Origin of the sequence: Mobilicoccus caccae (assembly GCF_030161635.1) — a bacterium.
Lineage (GTDB): Bacteria > Actinomycetota > Actinomycetes > Actinomycetales > Dermatophilaceae > Mobilicoccus > Mobilicoccus caccae.
Window position 1 is genome coordinate 326,948 of record NZ_BSUO01000001.1, and the last position, 15,439, is coordinate 342,386.

Genomic DNA, 15,439 nt, shown 5'->3' on the forward strand with positions numbered 1-15,439 from the left:
ATGACGTCGGAACAGCTGGAAGAGGAGCTTCGCAGGCTCGAAGCGGAACTCGGCATGCCTGTCGACCTCGCCGAGGACATAGCCGCCGCGGACGCACTCGACGCTGATCGGTACCAGATCCTTCGACGGATCCGAGACCTCAGGTGGCTCCAGACACCGTGACCTCGCTCGCAGCGGAATCCGACGCCTTCGCCCGTCGGATCTCAGATGCTGTTTCGGCCTTCGTCGGTCGTACAGTCCCGTTCAAGTCGACGAGCAGTGGCTCACGTTTCGTCGTCACCGACGACACCAACGGCATTGTGATCCCGGTCGGCGAAGTTGGGACCCTGGCCCTGGAGGTGAACTACCGGTGCGAACTCGACGGCGCCGGTCGCTATCTCAAGGTGCTGAGTTCCAAGGTCGCGGTCTATGCGGGCAGCCGTCCGAAAGGTGACCCACTCTTCCGATACGAGTACGTTCACGACCAGGGAAAGGGGTTGCCGGCCGGGCACGTGCACGTGCACGCTCACCGAGATCAGTTCACCCGTGTGATGACGCTGGCCGCCGTTTCGGGTGTGTCCCGTCGTCAAGCCGCTCCGGACGCGGAACTCGAGGCGGCGCGGCTGTCACGGATTCACTTCCCCACCGGTGGCCACCGTTTCCGACCCACGCTCGAGGATGTGCTCCAGATGATCGAGGAGGAATTCGGGGTGAGACCGGGGACGACGACATGGCCTCAGGTGCTTCGAACCAACCGCATCCAATGGCGGCGGCACCAGACGGGTTCTGCCGTCCGTGACTGTCCGAGTGAGGCCGTGCGGGTGCTCGAAGAGCTCGGCTACGTTGTGAACCCACCCGCGACGGGGCCGGTCCAAGACAGGGAGGACCGGCTCGCCGCCTTCTGATTCGGCCGAGCATCCTCGGATGGCCAGGCTCGCAGTCTCCTGGATGCCGGAGTGCGACGGCCTCGATATCTGCTTGGATGCCGGAGTGCGACGGCCTCGACATCTGCTCAGCGCACCGCGGCCGAGGCGTCGACGAGGCCGTGGCCGTAGTTGCTGTTGAGCCCCTTCTTGGTGCGGCATCCGTTATCGCCCCGGGGGCAGGGCAGCGGACGTGCCTGTTTCTGCAACATCGCCGAGAGCCGGGACGGCGACGCCTGGGGGTGCCGGGTGGCCAGCAGGGCGAGGACGCCGGCGACGTGCGGCGCGGCCATCGAGGTGCCGGACTCGACGGCGTACCGCCCGCCGGGAACGGTGGACAGCACCTCGTCGCCGGGGGCGGTCACGTCGACGACGCCGAGGCCGTCGTTGGAGTAGGGCGCCAGGCGCTTCGACCGGTCGAGGGCCGAGACCGTGACGACTCCGGGGATCTCGGTCGGCAGGTCGTGGCAGCCGCTGTTGATGCGGCGCATCCGCGTGGAGGCGTCGGTGGGGCTCTCGCTGTCGACGCTCTTGCGCGTGAGGTCGATGCCGGAGTTACCCGCAGCGGCGACGTTGACCACGCCCTTGCGCGCCGACCACGCGAACGCCCGGCGCAGCGACTCCTTGACCGCCGCCTGGCCCGGCTGGTCGTCGCACCAGAAGACGAAGGGGTCGACGAAGTAGCTGTGGTTGGCCACCTTCACCCCGGCGCGGGCCGCGGACATGGCGCCGCAGATCGCGTACTCGGGATAGATCATGCCGTCCTCGTCGAGGACCTTGATCGAGGCGAGCCGCACACCAGGCGCGACGCCGGTGACGCCGGCCCCGTTGCGCGCGGCGGCGACGATGCCCGCGACGTGCGTGCCGTGCGGGTTGGTGGTGGCGCGCCAGGCCGACTGTGCCCGCTCGGGCCGTCCACCGTTCGCGCACCCCATCGACGCCTTGGGGTCGATCGCGCCCTTGAGTTCGGGGTGATTGACGTCGATGCCGGAGTCGACGACCGCCACCGTGACCGCGCGAGAGCCCCGGGTGACCCGGTGCGCCCGGTCGGCGCCGACCATCGACGTGTTCCACTGCGTGCGCTCGCGGGCGACGCGGACACCGTTCGCGGGGGCCGTGCGCCTTGGCGGGGGCGTGCGCTTGACCGGCACGCTGCGGGTGGCCCCGGCGGAGGCGACGCGGGCGGCGCCCTTGACCTTGGCGAGGAATCGGGTGTCGCGCGACTGCACCACGAGCACCCCGATCTCGGGCCACGCCGCGACGACGCGGCCGCCGGCCTTGCCGACCGCCTTGTGACCGGCCAGACGATCGGCGCGGGAGGGGGTGCGGAGGTTGACGACGTAGCTGGCGGTGGTGCCGGCGCGAGGGGTCTGGGCCATCGCGGTGGACCGGGGTTCGGTGCTGCCACCAGACCAGGAGGCCGCATCCACCCGCGTCGGGCCGGCCTCGGCGGGAGGCGCGGGGGCGAGGGCGAGGCTGGGGACGAGCAAGGACGCACAGACGACCGTCAGTGCGGCTCCTCGGCGGCGGGACACGGGAACTCCTCGGTGTCGAGTCGGCCACGTCGGTTTTTCGCGACCGATTCCCAGGGTAGGGGGTGGCACCGACACCCCTGGTGTCTCGTCCGCGGCGCCGGGTGCCCGCACCGCTTCAACAGCGCAGCTCGCGGGTTGAACATCTGCTGCCCACAACCTGGGGAAACCCCGAGCCTGAATCCTTGAGCGGGGGCCTCGGGGAGTGTCTACTGAGGCGATCGGACGACGGTGTCCGACCCCGAATACCAGGAGTCCCCGTGTCTTCATCCACGCGCATCACCCGCCTCGGTCTGACCCTCACCGCGGTGGGAACGCTCCTCGTGCCCGCGCTCACCGCGCAGGCCGTGCCTGCAGCACCTGCCGCCCCGCAGGCCTCCACCCCTGTCCCGATCGTCTACCCCGAGGGGCAGACGATGAGCTACGTCGTCAACGTCGGCAAGGTCAACCACGGCCAGATGCTCAAGGCCGAACGCGCCGTCAAGGCCGCAGGCGGCACGGTCGTCCAGCGGTGGCCCGAGATCGGCGTCATCGTCGTCCAGTCGACCAAGAGCCGGTTCCTGGAGACGCTGCGCGCCGACCGCAAGAGCGGTATCGAGTCCGCCGGCCCGACCCGCACGGTTCCCGTCTCCGAGGCCCCGGGCAGCGACGCCGGCCGCGCCCTCCCGCCCGGTCACCGCAAGCTCGCCGACTTCGAGGGCGCCTACACCGGGGACGCGTCGCCGGCCGCCGGCACGCTCGACCCGTTCGAGCCCGAGCAGTGGAACAACGCGATGATCAAGGCCGACCAGGCCCACAAGATCACCGACGGCGACCGCAAGGTCACGGTCGCGATCGTCGACTCCGGCATCGAGGCCAACCACCCGGACCTGGCCCAGAACATCGTGCCGAGCCTGTCGGTCAACTGCACCGGCGGCGGCGTCACCGACACCTCCGCCACCGGATGGCAGGCCACGACGAGCTACCACGGCACGCACGTCGCGGGCACCGTGGCCGCGGCCCGCAACGACGTCGGCATGGTGGGTGTCGCACCCGCGGTCAAGCTGGCGAGCGTCAAGGTCGTCAACGACGACGGCTTCATCTATCCGGAGTACGCGATCTGCGGGATCATGTGGACCGCGCAGAAGCAGATCCCGGTGGCCAACCACAGCTACTACGTCGACCCGTTCGAGTTCTGGTGCGGCGACCAGCGTGACCAGGCGCCGGTCATGGAGGCCCTGCGTCGTGCCTACGCGTTCGCCGATAAGCGGGGCGTCGTCAGCGCGGCGGCCGCGGGCAACTCGGCCTATGACCTGGCGAACAAGACGACGAACGACTCGAGCCCCAACGACTCCACCCCGATCCAGCGTCAGATCAACAAGACCTGCAAGGACCTCCCGACGGAGCTGCCGGGCGTGGTGACGGTCTCCGCGGTCCAGCAGGACGGCAACCTCGCCTCGTTCTCCAACTTCGGCGACGGGGTCATCGACGTCGCGGCGCCCGGCCGCAGCATCCTGTCGACCGTGACGGGTAACCGTTGGGGCCGCGCCTCGGGCACCTCGATGGCGTCCCCGCACGTCGCGGGCGTCCTCGCGCTGCTCAAGGGCACGCACCCGAACGCGTCGCCGGCCCAGTTGGTCTCGTTGTTGAAGTCGCAGGCGACGAACAAGCCCTGCCCCGCCGGTGACGCCCGGTGCACCGGCACGGCGCAGTACAACGGCTTCTACGGCGAGGGCATCGTCGACGCCCTCAAGGCCGTCCAGAAGTAACAGCGGTACACCCACCCACCTGAACCCGGAAGGCGGCGCCTGAGACCGGAGCCGATGGACTCCGGTTTGAACGTCACCCTCCGGGTTCAGGTGGTTGTGGCCGCGCATGAAGAACGGCCGCGGCGGGCTGGTGCCCTCCGCGGCCGTTCTCGTGTGCTGTGTGGCGCGAGCGTCAGTGGTCGACGATCTTGCCGGAGGCGCCGGCCCCGGTGAGGGAGCGGACCTCCATCTCGGCGTACTTGGCCTCGTTGTACTCCTTGCTCGTCACCGAGCCGAGCCAGCCGAGGAAGAACGCCAGCGGGATCGAGATGATGCCCGGGTTCTCGAGCGGGAAGAGGTGGAAGTCGATCGCCGGGTTGGTGATCATCGAGGAGCTGAGCCCGGTGATCGGATCGGCCGGCTTACCCGAGACGACCGGGCTGAAGATGATGAGTCCCAGCGCCGAGATCAGTCCGCCGTAGATGCTCCACAACGCGCCGCGGGTGTTGAACCGCTTCCAGAACAGCGAGTAGAGGATCGTCGGCAGGTTCGCGCTCGCCGCGACGGCGAAGGCGAGGGCCACGAGGAACGCGATGTTCTGGCCGTAGGCGAGGATGCCGCCGACGATGGCGATGACACCGCCGCCGAGAGCCGCATAACGGGCGACCTTGACCTCTTGCTCCTGCGTGGCCTGTCCGTGCTTGATGACCTGGTTGTAGATGTCGTGGGCGAACGTCGCGCTGGTGGTGATCGTCAGGCCGGCGACGACCGCGAGGATCGTAGCGAACGCGATGCCCGAGACGATGCCGAGGAACACCGATCCGCCGAGTTCGAACGCGAGCAGTGGTGCCGCCGAGTTCGCGCCACCGGCGGCCGCCTTGATCCTGTCGGGGCCGACGAGGGCCGCGGCGCCGTAGCCGATGACGAGCGTGAACAGGTAGAAGGCGCCGATGAGCCAGATGGCCCACTCGACCGACTTGCGGGCCTGCTTGCTGGTCGGGACGGTGTAGAAGCGGATGAGCACGTGCGGCAGACCCGCCGTACCGAGCACGAGCGCCATCGACAGCGAGATGAAGTCGATCTTGGTGAGGTCGGAGAGGCCGTACTTCAGACCGGGGTCCACGAGCTTCTCCCCGACCTTGGGGGAGTTGTCGATCGCCGCCTGGAAGAGGCCGTTGATCGACAGCCCGAACAGGGCGAGTACCCAGATGCTCATGATGAGTGCGGCGGCGATGAGCAGGACCGCCTTGATGATCTGCACCCAGGTGGTGCCCTTCATCCCGCCGATCATGACGTAGCCGATCATGACGACGCCGACGACGGCGATGACGAGGTACTGGGCCCACAGGCTGCTCACGCCGAGCAGTAGCGAGACCAGGCCGCCCGCACCGGCCATCTGGGCCAGCAGGTAGAAGAAGGAGACCGCGAGCGAACTCGTGGCGGCCGCCATCCGCACCGGCCGTTGACGCAGGCGGAAGGAGAGCACGTCGGCCATCGTGAATCGGCCGGTGTTGCGCATGAGTTCGGCGACGAGCAGCAGCGCCACCAGCCAGGCGACGAGGAATCCGATCGAGTAGAGGAAGCCGTCGTATCCCTGCAGGGCGATGGCGCCCGCGATACCGAGGAACGACGCGGCCGACAGATAGTCACCGGCGATGGCGACACCGTTCTGCTTGCCCGAGAACGCCGCGCCGCCCGTGTAGTACTCGGCGGCGGTCTTCTTACCGGCGGCGACCTTGATGACGACCGTCAGGGTGACGACGACGAAGAGGACGAAGATCCCGATGTTGATGAGGGGATTGCCGACGGTGGGTGCCGCGGCGGCGGTGATCAGGTTCATCGCTGGTCTCCCATGAAGCGCTCACGGATGGCATCGGCGCGGGGGTCGAACACCTTGTCGGCCCAGCGGACGTAGGCGATGGTGATGCCGAACGTGGTGACGAACTGGAGCAGCCCGAAGATCAGCCCGATGTTGACCAGGCCGAACACCCGCGTGCTCATGAACTCCGGAAAGTACGCCGCGAGGATGACGTACGCGAAGTACCAGGTCAGGAAGAAGATCGTGCACGGGAAGACGAATCCCCGAAATCTCTTCCGAAGATCCTTGAATTCGTCGCTCTGCTGCACCTCTCGGTACAAAGATGAGTTCGTCGCGTTCGGGTTCGTCGCGTCTGGATCCACGAGGCACACCTCCTGTCGTTTCGCTGATGGCCGTGATGAGCGGGCACCGGCCCGCCGCGGACCCACTCTGGCGCTCCGGGTACCGGTGGGCGAGCAGGCACTTCGGGCTCTGAGGTCGGCGGCATCGTGCCTGCGGTCACCGGCGCGGATCGTGGCGCCGAACGGTTGCCGCCCCGCGCCGAACGGTGGGGCGTTTCAGCCGGTTCGCGAAGAGAGGTTCTCGGGCAGGTGCAGGCGCGTCATGGTGCGGAGCACGTTGCGCGGGATGCGGTCCTGTGTGGCCAGCGAGGCGAGCATCGCGGTGACGAAGGCCAGCGGCACGGTCCACGCCGCGGGCTGGGACAGCAGCAGCGCGTACGGCTCGGGGAGGTCGATGTGCGACAGCGTCACCCCGGCCGAGGCGAGCGAGCCCGTCGCGCCGACGACCATGCCGAGGGCCGCACCGCGGGCGGTCAATCCGCGCCACCACACCCCGAGCGCGAGCATCGGGCACAGGGTCGAGGCGGACACCGCGAACGCGAGTCCGACGGTGGTGGCGAGGCCGGTGGGTCCGACGACGACCGTGAGCATCAGCGGGACGACCATCGCGAAGACGGCCGACACCCGAAAGCTGAAGATCCCGTCGACGTCGTCGCCGGTCACGCGCCGCAGCCACGGTTTGACCAGGTCCTGGTCGACCACGCCCGTGACGGCGATCGCGAGTCCCGAGGCCGTGGACAGGAACGCCGCGAAGGCCCCCACGGACAGGACCACGACGAGCGCCTGCCCGAGGGCGCCGGGCGCGATCACCGTGGGCAGCAGGAGGACGATCTGGTCGGCCTGGGCACCGGGCGGCAGCGTGGGCAGGTAGGCGCGGCCGAGGACGGCGTAGATCGGCGGGAACAGGTAGAAGAGGCCGAGCAGCCCGATGACCGGGATCGTCGTGCGGCGTGCGGCGAGCCCGTCGCGGTTGGTGTAGAAGCGAACCGCCACGTGCGGGAGTCCCATCGTGCCGAGGCAGAGCGCCAGCAGCAGGGAGTACGTGGTGTAGGCCTCGGTCGCCGCGGTCTGCATGGGCAGCTCGGGCATCGTCGGCACGCCGAGGTCGGAGGACGCCCAGATGGTGACCATGATGACCGCGGGGACCGAGATGGCCACGAACTTGACCCAGTACTGCACCGCCTGCAGGTCGGTGACCGAGCGCATGCCTCCGGCGACGACGTTGATCGTCACCACGACCACGACGAGGGCGCTGCCCGCCCATCCCGGGGCTCCCGTGAGGGTGGCCACCGCGATGTCGGCGCCCTGGAGTTGGGGGATGAGGTAGAGCCAGCCCACGAGCACGACGAGGACCGAGGTGAGCAGGCGCAGTTTGCGGCTCTCGAGGCGGAGTTGGGCGAAGTCGGGCAGGGTGTACGCGCCCGAGCGCCGCAGGGGAGCGGCCACGACGGCGGCGAGGATGACGTACCCGAGCGTGTAGCCCACCGGAAACCACAACATGGCCACACCCGAGGCGTAGACCAGTCCCGCGATCCCGAGGAACGAGGCGGCCGAGAGGTATTCACCGCCGATGGCCGACGCGTTGCGCCAGGGGGTCACCTGCCTGCCGGCGACGTAGAAGTCGGAGGTGGTGCGCGAGAGTCGGACGCCGTGGATCCCGCCGACGACCGTCGCCAGACAGGTGAGCGTGATCGCGACGACGATCGGCACCGACGTCACGGAAGATCCATGAGTTCGGCGAACTCGCGCTCCACCCGCTCGGCCGCCCGGACGTACCAGGTCGTGACCAGCAGGGCGATGGGGTAGACGAGGACCCCGAGTCCGACCCAGGACGCCGGCACCGTGAACGGCCCGAGGTCGAGCGCCTCGGGCACGAAGAGCAGGACCATCGGCAACCCCACCACGAGGAGCACGATGCCGATGATGAGCGACCCGGCGAGCCGGCGCTGCGCCTGCAGGATGGAGTCGACGTAGACCTCGCCGAGCAAGGTCTCCTCGTCCAGATCGCGGTAGCGCGACCGCCGACCCACCTGGTGCGCGGCGCTGCGCGGCGAGGTGACCCTGACGCGGCGCGGACTACCCCCGCGGCCGGGTGAGGTCACGAGGTTCCTCGCCGAGGCAGACGGATGAGGCGGTCGCGCAGATCGCGGGTGTGGCGCCTGCTCACCTGCAGCTCGATGCCGTCGCCCACGACGACGACGCTGCGGCCGGCCTCGGTGCGCACCTGGGTGATGGCGGGCAGGGCGACGAGCGTGCTGCGGTGGATGCGGGCGAATCCGGCCTCGGCCCAGCGCTCCTCGAGCAGGGTGAGGGAGACCCGGAGCAGGTGGGAGCCGTCTGAGGTGTGCAGGCGGGCGTAGTCGCCCTGGGCCTGGACGTAGAGCACGTCGGAGCGCTGCACGAACGACGTGACACCGCCGAGCTCGACGGGGATCGTCTCGTCGGGGACCGCCGGCGGCGCCGGGCTCGCGGACCCGCCGCCGGGTGTCGCCTTGGCCACGACCCGACCCACGGCCTCGGCCAGGCGCGTGGCCCGCACCGGTTTGACGACGTAGTCGGTGGCCGAGACGTCGAAGGCGTCCACGGCGTGCTGCTCGTAGGCGGTGACGAACACGATCTGGGGGCGGACGGCGAACCGGGCCAGCACCCGCGCCAGTTCCATGCCGTCCAGCCCGGGCATGCGGATGTCGCAGAAGAGCACGTCGGCCGGGGCCTGATCCAGCGCCCGCAGGGCGTCGGCGCCGTTGGACGCCGTGCGCACCTCGCTGATCCGATCGTCCTGCTCGAGCAGCCACGCCATCTCGGCCCGGGTCGGTGCCTCGTCGTCGATGACGAGGGCATGCAGGCCGGACGGCGCTGATCCGGAGGGCTCTGGTGCCATGTCGGAAAGATTACGTCGTGAGGCGGTGTGAGCGGCGCTGTACGCGCGGTTCGAGGCTCATCTCGCCGGTCACCGCCGTGGCCGGTGCGTCAGGACCTCACTCCACGCCGGGGTGGTACTTGGGCACGCGAAAGCTCACCCGCGTGCCGGCGCCCACGGCGGTCTCGACGACCAGGCCGTACTCGTCGCCGAAGGTCTGGCGCAGGCGGGCGTCCACGTTGGCCATGCCGATGTGGTCGCCGCCCTCGTCGCCGGCCAGCACCGCCCGGATCCGCTCGGGTTCGGCGCCGGCACCGTCGTCCTCGATGGCGATCTCCGCCTCCGTGCCGAGGTCGTAGGCCTCGATGAGGATCGATCCGACGCCCGTGGCCGCCTCGATCCCGTGCTGGACCGCGTTCTCCACCAACGGCTGGATGGCGAAGGAGGGCACACGCACGCCGAGCACCTCGGGCGCCACCCGCAGGCTCACGCTCATCCGGTCACCGAACCGCGCCTCCTCAAGGGCGAGATAGCGCTCGATGTTGACGAGTTCGTCGGCCAAGGGCACCAGCGGACCGGTGCTGCGGAAGCTGTAGCGCGTGAAGTCGGCGAACTCGAGGATGAGGTCGCGCGCCCGTTCGGGATCGGTGCGGACGAACGAGGCGATGGCCGCGAGGGAGTTGTAGATGAAGTGGGGGCTGATCTGGGCCCGGAGTGCGCGCAGCTCGGCCTCCATGACCCGGCCGCGCTCGCGACCGAGCTCGGCGATGTCGATCTGGGTGGCGATCCAGTCGGCCACGGCCTCGGTGGCGTGCACGAGGTCGCTGGTGGAGCCCCGGTGGTAGGAGGCGAGGACCGCCACCACCCTGTTGTCGCTGACCACGGGCGCGAGGATCGCCGCGCGGATCAGGCAGTCGGGGTCGTCGCACGACACCTTGCGGTCGTCGAGGCGCACCGTGCGTCCCCCGGCGAGCACGGTGGGCACGTGCTCGGCGAACGCGCCGCGGTGGTGCTCGGCCGACCCCTCCCAGGCCAGCACACCGCCGGCGTCCCCCATCGCCACCGCCTCCACCCCGAGCAGGGGACGCAGGTCGCGCGCGGCCCGCTCGGCCGCCTCCGGGGTGAGCCCGTCACGCAGATGTCTCGCCGCGGTGGAGGCGGCGTGCAGGGTGCGGTAGGTCGCGGTGCCCTCGGGTGAGGCGATGCGGCTGCGCACCCGCAGGACGGTGGCGACGATGACCAGCAGCAGGGCGGCCGCGGCCACGAGCACGATGACGACGGTCCACGCCCGGCCTTCGGTGCCCGCCTGGTCGATCAGCGGGACGACCGTCGGGAGCAGGTGCGTCGTCACGTCCGCACTCTACGACCGGCGGAGGTTACCCGGCCGCTGCCGGAGCCCGTGTTCGGACCGAGGCGCGCCCGGTCTGCGTGCAGGTCCTACCCTGACCGGGTGAGTGATGCCGCGGACGCGATACGGACGATCGCCGCCTGGCCGGCGGTGGATGCGGCGCTGTCGGAGGCGCGTGAGGCGTGCACCCGGTTGCGGTGGAACGAGGGGTTGCGGCGCCGGGCGCCCGAGGCCGCCGCGGAATCCCGGGTCCGGGGTGCGCGGGCGTCGGCGGAGGTCGACGGTGCGCGCTCGGAGGACTCCGTGGTGCGCGGCCTGCTCATCGGCGCGACGGAGTGGCCCTCGGACCCCGACCCCACCCTCGCCGTGCTGCGCGGAGCGATCCAGGCGACCGCCGAAGCCGAGCACGTGGGTCGCATCCTGCGCAGTTCGCCCCGCCAGGCACTCGCCCGCCTGCACACCGCCGCCGCCGAACCGCTGCTCACCGGCGAGGGGCACGCCCAGCTGGGGCGGCCTCGCGAGGAGGGCTCGCCGTGTGCGGAGTTCGCCGACCTCGGAGCACCGCCGACAGGGCTGACGGACAGGCTGCACGGCATCGTCTCGCTGCTCGAGACCTCGGCCGCACCGGGGACGCCCGTGCTCGTCGTCGCCGCGCTCGTCCACGCCGAGATCGCTATCGTCCGGCCGTTCTCTCGTGGCAACGGCCTGGTCGCACGTGCGGTCGAGCGGGCGCTGGTGCACGCCGGCGGCGTGGACCCCACCGGAGTCAGCGTCCCGGAGGCGGGTCATCTGCGCCGGGCCGGGTCGCCGTACCTCGGCGCGCTGGCGGCGTACGCGGGCGGCACCCGCGAGGGGGTCGAACTGTGGGTGCGGCACGTGGCTTCCGCCGTGACCGACGGTGCCGCAGAGGGTGAGCGCATCGCCTCGGCGGTCAGGGCCGGGCGGTTGGACGCGTAGGAGGTCGGGCCGCGAGGACGGGGCACAGAGCCCCGGGTGCCCGCGGGGTGAGAACCGTGCGGGCGGTGTTCGAGGCAGGTGCGAACTGCGGCGGCGTGGGCCCGGGGGCATGCCTCGCACGTGCCGTGAACAGCAGCGCAACGATGCGCGGGTGGCCCGAACGTCTCCACCATGAGCGTATCCGCCTATGGCCGAAGACACCATCGACAAGGCCTTGCGGATGTATCGGAACGGGGTGATCCTGAACATGTCGGAACGAGGAGTGATCCTCCGGAAGACACCCAGGTGAACGGCCGGGCACCCACACGCAGGCAGTCCACTGATGGACCGGTCCGTGGTGGGCTTGCCCCACCCGGACGGCTACGACCGCACGCTTGATCACCCGGTCCGGTCACCTGGAGATGGCACCCCGTTCCAGGGGTGCCATCTTCGTGTGCGACGCCACTTCGGGGCAGGCGGCGCCGACCGGGGGCAGATCGCCAAAATCGCACCGAGAATCTCCGCCTCCGGAATTGCCAATCGGACGTCCAACTAGCACAATGGATTCAGCGCTCCCTTCGGGTTGAGCGCGGCGCACCAGCTCCTCCCCCCGGGGCTTGGCGCGTTTGGCGGCCCCCGTTGTCCCCCCAGCGGGGGCCGCCCCCATTCTTCTTGCGGATTCCGCTGGGGGACAGGCGTGCTCAGCGGCCACCGGTCGGTCGTCCGCGGCGGCGTGCCGGCCCGGTCCACCCGTCCACACCCGGCCCTCACGTCGTCGGTATCCACAGCCCGAGCGCGGGCTCGCTCCGGACATCGTCGACCACGGCCAGGCTGCCCCCATGACTCGTGTGATCTCCGTCGTCGGCACCGCCGGAGGCGTCGGTGCCTCTGTGCTCACCGCCGCACTGGCCTCGCGTGCCTCCCATCTCGGCGCGGCGGTCGTCGCGGTCGACGCACGCCCCTTCGGCGGCGGCCTCGACGTCGTCCTCGGTGCCGACGAGGAACCGGGTCTGCGGTGGCGTGATCTCGCCGACGCGGCCGGCCCGGTCGAGGGGGCGGAGGTCTTCGGGCGGCTGCCCCTGGCCGGACGATGCGGCGTGCTGTCCTTCGACCGGGACGAACCCCTCATCCCCTCCCCGGAGGCGCTGACCTGCCTGGTCGGTGCGCTGGGGCGGGTGAGCGACATCGTGCTCATCGACGCGCCGCGGGCCGGGGAGGTGTGGGAGGCGGAGGTCGCCGACCTCAGTGACGAGGTGATCGCCGTGACCGGCTACACGATTCCCGCCCTCGCGGCCGCCGCCGCGTCCCTGGCCCACCTCGACCTCGTCCACGACGGACTCTGGCTGGCCTGCCGCACCGATCGGGAGACCGCCGACCTCCCGGACGCCATCACCCGCCGGTTCGACATCCCGCTCCTCGGCGCGGTGCCCACCGATGCCCGGGTACCCACGGCGCTGCGTGAGGGGCGCCCACCCCCGGGTCGAGGGCGCCTGGCCAAGGCCGTCGATGCCATGCTCGGCAACCTCCGCCCCCTGCGGAGGGCGGCATGACGACCGCGGCCGTCTGGGATCACATCCGCCACGGCCGGGCACCGACCTCCTCGCGTGTCGCCCACGCGGTGGGGCAGGAGGCCGCCGTCCTCGGAGCAACGGGTGCCGTCCGCAAGGTCGGGCACATCGAGGGCGCGCTGCTCGGCGCAGGACCGCTGCAGGAGTTGCTCACCGACGAGCGCGTGACCGACGTCCTGGTCAACGGCACCGCCGGGGTGTGGGTCGACCGCGGTGACGGGCTCGAACACGTGGACTGCGACATCGGCGACGAGAGCGACCTGCGGCGACTCGCGGTGCGGCTCGCAGGGTCGGCGGGGCGCAGGCTCGACGATGCCAGCCCGTACGTCGACGGGCAGTTGACCGGTGGCATCCGCCTCCACGCCGTCCTGCCGCCCCTGGTCGACGGCGGACCGCACATCAGCCTGCGCATCCCACGCCGTGACGCGCCGACCCTGGCCGAGCTCGAACTCTGGGGCGCCTGCACGAGCGACATGACGCGGATCCTGCGGGCCGTCGTCGCTCGGCGCTGCGCCTTCCTCGTCACCGGCGGCACCGGGAGCGGCAAGACCACCCTGCTCGCGGCGTTGTTGGCCGAGGTGCCCCACACCGAACGCATCGTGGTGGTGGAGGACGTCCGCGAACTGCTCGTGCGCCACCCGCACCTGGTCGCGCTGCAGGCCAGACCCGCCAACGTCGAAGGGCGGGGCGCGGTCGACCTCGCGGCGCTGGTGCGTCAGAGCCTGCGCATGCGTCCGGATCGGGTGGCGGTGGGCGAGGTGCGCGGCGCCGAGGTCCGCGACATGCTCACCGCGCTCAACACCGGGCACGAGGGAGGGTGTGGGACCGTCCACGCCAACGCCCCGGCCGATGTCGTCGCCCGGATCGAGGCCCTCGGCGCTCTGGCCGGCATGAGCCCGTCGGCCACGCGGAGCCAACTCGTCAGCGCCTTGCGCCTCGTCATCCACATGCGACGGCAGGGGAGTGCGCGCGTCGTCGACTCCATCGGGGTGATCGACGGCGACAGCCGGCGTCTGCGGGTGATTCCCGCCCTGCGGCGGGAGGGGCAGGGGTATCGGCGCGAGAGCGGCCACGGAATGCTCGTCGATCTCGGGATCACCGGAGACGACGCGTGACCGGGATGCTGTTGGGAGTCCTCGTGGCCCTGGCGGTGCTGCTCGTGCCGTCCCGGACGCCCCGGCTGTGGGCCCGGGCGGCGCCGCGGGCGGCTGCGCCGGTGGATCGTCACTCCGGGCGGAGGGCTGCCGCGCAGACCACGGGTGAGGTCGAGGGGCTGTTGGCGTTCCTCGACGTCGTCGCGCCCAGCCTGCGTGCCGGACGCACTCCGGAGGAGGCGGTGCGGTTGGCCTGCGACGTCGTCGGCGGGAGCACGTTCGTCGACGCCGTGGGTGAGGCCGTCGCACACGGCCGGTCGGTCGACGTGGTGGTGGAGCGCCACGCGCGGAACCACCCGGAGTCGGCGTTGTTCGCGCGCGCCTGGCAGTTGTCCTTGCGCACCGGTTGCCCGTTGGCCGACGCCGTGGAGTGCGCCGCTCGTGGTGTGCGGGCGCGGCTCGCCCATCGTCGGCGTGTGGTGACCGCCTCGGCGGGAGCACGATCGACCATCCGGATCCTCATGGCCCTGCCACTGGGTGGCCCGCTGCTGGCGGTCGCCGTCGGTGTCGATCCCGTCGAGGCGTACCTGACCTCACCCACGGCCTGGGCGTGCCTGGCAGCCGGTGGCGTCCTCGTCCTCCTCGGACGAGCGTGGGTGGATCGATCGGTCCGCGACGTCGCTCGCGGCCCCGTCCTGGCGTGAGCACCGCATGACGGGGCTCGTCGGGATTCTGGTCACGCTCGCCGTGCTGCTCGCGAGCGGCGGGAAGGGTGCCCTTCACCGTCGAATCGGACGCGTGGTCGGCCGCCGGGTCGACGACGCGACCCCAGTGGTCGAGATCGCCGACGTCGCCGAACTGCTCGCCCTGTCGTTGGCGTCCGGGCGCGGGGTCACGGCGTCGATGTCGGTCGTCGCCGAGCGGGTGGGCGGACGCCTCGGGCAGGACCTGGCCATGGTCGTCGCCGCGCGCGACTGGGGTCTGCCGGACGACCAGGCGTGGGGACTCGTCGATCCGGCGTGGCAGCCGCTCGCGCGTGCCCTCGTCCTCGCGGAGGCGGCCGGTGTCCCACCCTCGACCACCCTCACCGCTGCTGCCGAGGACATCCGACGTTCCGAGGGTCACCGGCTCGACGTGGCGGTCGAACGCCTGGGCGTGCGCCTCGTCGTACCCCTGGGCCTGACGTTCCTGCCTGCCTTCGTCCTCACCACGGTCGTGCCCGTCGTCGGCGCGCTCGCCGGATCGGTCCTCGCGGGATGACCTCCCACAGCAGCCCGTCGTCCACACCGCCGGAGAGGCTGCGCGTTCGTCC

At 70.9% G+C, this 15,439-nt stretch carries 15 protein-coding genes; 8 read left to right on the forward strand and 7 right to left on the reverse strand.

Annotated features, from left to right (window positions below; translation table 11 throughout):
• Both QQK49_RS01700 and QQK49_RS01705 read left to right on the forward strand, forming a co-directional pair.
• Complete coding sequence (locus tag QQK49_RS01700) at window positions 1-162, forward strand: hypothetical protein (protein ID WP_284302380.1); 162 nt, start codon at window positions 1-3, stop codon at window positions 160-162.
• Window positions 159-884 carry a hypothetical protein gene (locus tag QQK49_RS01705; RefSeq protein ID WP_284302381.1) on the forward strand — a complete coding sequence of 242 codons (726 nt, stop codon included), beginning with the start codon at window positions 159-161 and terminating at the stop codon, window positions 882-884. The genes QQK49_RS01700 and QQK49_RS01705 overlap by 4 nt, the downstream gene beginning before the upstream one ends.
• A 107-nt stretch (window positions 885-991) precedes the next feature.
• On the opposite strand, the gene QQK49_RS01710 is transcribed toward QQK49_RS01705, so the two are convergent.
• Window positions 992-2,437 carry a S8 family peptidase gene (locus QQK49_RS01710; protein ID WP_284302382.1) on the reverse strand — a complete coding sequence of 482 codons (1,446 nt, stop codon included), beginning with the start codon at window positions 2,435-2,437 and terminating at the stop codon, window positions 992-994.
• Between the two features lie 257 nt (window positions 2,438-2,694).
• On the opposite strand from QQK49_RS01710, the gene QQK49_RS01715 reads away from it, so the two are divergent.
• The gene (locus tag QQK49_RS01715; RefSeq protein WP_284302383.1) at window positions 2,695-4,182 is read left to right on the forward strand and encodes a S8 family serine peptidase; all 1,488 of its coding nucleotides are present in this window, start codon (window positions 2,695-2,697) and stop codon (window positions 4,180-4,182) included.
• Window positions 4,183-4,354: 172 nt separating this feature from the next.
• On the opposite strand, the gene QQK49_RS01720 is transcribed toward QQK49_RS01715, so the two are convergent.
• From QQK49_RS01720 to QQK49_RS01745, 6 genes are all read right to left on the reverse strand, one after another.
• Window positions 4,355-6,001 (reverse strand): solute symporter family protein, encoded by a 1,647-nt coding sequence (locus QQK49_RS01720; RefSeq protein WP_284302384.1) that lies wholly within the window; start codon window positions 5,999-6,001, stop codon window positions 4,355-4,357.
• Window positions 5,998-6,342: a DUF485 domain-containing protein gene (locus tag QQK49_RS01725; protein ID WP_284302385.1), complete on the reverse strand. Its 345-nt coding sequence runs from the start codon at window positions 6,340-6,342 to the stop codon at window positions 5,998-6,000. The genes QQK49_RS01720 and QQK49_RS01725 overlap by 4 nt, the downstream gene beginning before the upstream one ends.
• A 195-nt stretch (window positions 6,343-6,537) precedes the next feature.
• On the reverse strand, window positions 6,538-8,040 hold the full coding sequence (locus QQK49_RS01730; RefSeq protein ID WP_284302386.1) for a sodium/solute symporter: 1,503 nt from the start codon (window positions 8,038-8,040) through the stop codon (window positions 6,538-6,540).
• The gene (locus QQK49_RS01735; protein ID WP_284302387.1) at window positions 8,037-8,423 is read right to left on the reverse strand and encodes a DUF485 domain-containing protein; all 387 of its coding nucleotides are present in this window, start codon (window positions 8,421-8,423) and stop codon (window positions 8,037-8,039) included. Before QQK49_RS01735 ends, QQK49_RS01730 begins: the two co-directional genes overlap by 4 nt.
• Window positions 8,420-9,202 (reverse strand): LytR/AlgR family response regulator transcription factor, encoded by a 783-nt coding sequence (locus QQK49_RS01740; RefSeq protein WP_284302388.1) that lies wholly within the window; start codon window positions 9,200-9,202, stop codon window positions 8,420-8,422. Before QQK49_RS01740 ends, QQK49_RS01735 begins: the two co-directional genes overlap by 4 nt.
• Before the next feature lie 97 nt (window positions 9,203-9,299).
• Window positions 9,300-10,454: a histidine kinase gene (locus QQK49_RS01745; RefSeq protein WP_284305798.1), complete on the reverse strand. Its 1,155-nt coding sequence runs from the start codon at window positions 10,452-10,454 to the stop codon at window positions 9,300-9,302.
• Between the two features lie 177 nt (window positions 10,455-10,631).
• Here QQK49_RS01745 and QQK49_RS01750 point away from each other — a divergent pair, with 177 nt between their 5' ends.
• From QQK49_RS01750 to QQK49_RS01770, 5 genes are all read left to right on the forward strand, one after another.
• Complete coding sequence (locus QQK49_RS01750; RefSeq protein WP_284302389.1) at window positions 10,632-11,486, forward strand: Fic family protein; 855 nt, start codon at window positions 10,632-10,634, stop codon at window positions 11,484-11,486.
• 818 nt (window positions 11,487-12,304) lie between these two features.
• Window positions 12,305-13,015: a CpaE-like family protein gene (locus tag QQK49_RS01755; RefSeq protein WP_284302390.1), complete on the forward strand. Its 711-nt coding sequence runs from the start codon at window positions 12,305-12,307 to the stop codon at window positions 13,013-13,015.
• Window positions 13,012-14,148: a TadA family conjugal transfer-associated ATPase gene (locus QQK49_RS01760; RefSeq protein ID WP_284302391.1), complete on the forward strand. Its 1,137-nt coding sequence runs from the start codon at window positions 13,012-13,014 to the stop codon at window positions 14,146-14,148. Before QQK49_RS01755 ends, QQK49_RS01760 begins: the two co-directional genes overlap by 4 nt.
• Before the next feature lie 5 nt (window positions 14,149-14,153).
• Window positions 14,154-14,831 carry a type II secretion system F family protein gene (locus QQK49_RS01765; RefSeq protein ID WP_284305799.1) on the forward strand — a complete coding sequence of 226 codons (678 nt, stop codon included), beginning with the start codon at window positions 14,154-14,156 and terminating at the stop codon, window positions 14,829-14,831.
• Between the two features lie 7 nt (window positions 14,832-14,838).
• A complete protein-coding gene (locus QQK49_RS01770; RefSeq protein ID WP_284302392.1) occupies window positions 14,839-15,387 on the forward strand; it encodes a type II secretion system F family protein in 549 nt (182 codons plus the stop codon).
• The last annotated feature ends 52 nt before the right edge of the window (window positions 15,388-15,439 follow it).